1 protein-coding gene is annotated in these 1,444 nt (G+C 63.4%); it reads right to left on the bottom strand.

The features are described from left to right. Nucleotides 1–17 precede the first annotated feature (17 nt). Nucleotides 18–1,444, bottom strand: a 1,427-nt coding sequence (locus AC1DQP_RS20435; protein WP_478052424.1) for a MobA/MobL family protein, incomplete at its 5' end; no start/stop codon positions are given.

Below are 1,444 nucleotides of genomic sequence, written 5' to 3' on the forward strand. Positions count from 1 at the left end.
CTGCGGGGCCTCTCGCTTTATGGACTCGGCGGCGCCGACGGACGCGATGTCGGACCAGGCCGAGGCACCAGCGGGCCCCGGCGCACCGATGGCGACACGAATACGGGCAACTCACCGCAAGACTGAGCCAACTCCGACGCTTGTTGAAGGATGTCTCTTTCGGCGGCGTCCAGCGCCGGCTGAGTCGCCATCTCTTGGGCCTTAGCCAACTCGATGGACCGCATCTCGAGCACAGCCAGACGCCTCTCTCGGCGTTTGGCCCATTCCTTGGGCGACCACTGGCTCCCTTCTCGTGGGTGGTCCGCGTTGAAGCTCTCCCACTGCTGCTGCGCCATGTGGTGAAGCCGGTCTGCTCGCCGGACCGCGCCCTCCCTCCGCCCCCTTCTCAGCAACGCCTGCTTGAGCGTGCGGATCTTGACCGCAACAGGTGCGACCAAGGGGCGTGCCTGGGCGGTGTCACCAAAGCGGACCACGTGACGGCGCACACCTGCAAGCCACTCCCGAACAACGCCCAAAGCCAAATCAGCGCGGGCTTGGGTAATCTCCCACAGGTCTCTCAGTGCAACATCAATCCACTCGAGGCAGTTCCACTGCCTCGGGGGGCGCTCTGGCCCCAAGACACCGTTCTCAATGGGAGGTAGGCGAATGCCCATCACTCCCTCAATCCTGAGATCGCCGACCGCGAGGAACGGCGCGGCAGACTTCTGCTTGGCTCGCTCAGCGAGGGCTGCCCGGTGATCGTGCGTGGGAGGAAGTCCAATGGCCCGACCCTCTGCCACAGCGTCGTGGATCAGCGATTCGAACTCTTGGTCGTTTTCCTGCTGAATCGACAGATTGGTCTCTTCAACGTGGGTGGCCTGACCTCTCCTGGCAAGCGCCGTCGCGACCTTTCCTTGATGACGAGTAGGTTCCCTAGATAGCAGCGTTGCCCGTATCGGATCACCGTCCAACAATGCTGTCTGGGCCTGCTCCTCCAAGCTGCGATGGTCCACGCGGGAACGGATGCCGGCCGCCTCCAGATGCGAGTTGATCGTGGACGCCACGGCCTCGCGAACCCACTCCACCTCGATACGCCCCGTCGGCCCACCATCCAGCTCTGTGGTCTTGTCTCCAAACCTCTCTCCGGTGATCCGTCGTGTGCTTGCCAGGATGTGGACGTGGTGGTTCACACCGTCAGTGGTTGGCGGCGAATGGATGCTTGCTTGGACGACGAACTCATAGCGGGCTACCAACACATCAGCAATCGCCCAAGCAAGTTCACTGCGCTGTTCGGCATCGAGCTCGTGTGGCAGCGACACTTCGAATTCGCGTGCAATCGTTGCGTCTTTGCGACGCTCGGCCGCTTCGACCGCGGGCCAGAGTTCGCCTGGAATTAGGGCCCATGGCGGCGCTCCTGGAGGGCCCAGGCAGCTGCTTGCGACGACGCCACCGCGGCGCCGATAGT

The sequence above is a fragment of the Stenotrophomonas sp. P5_A8 genome (assembly GCF_056400545.1).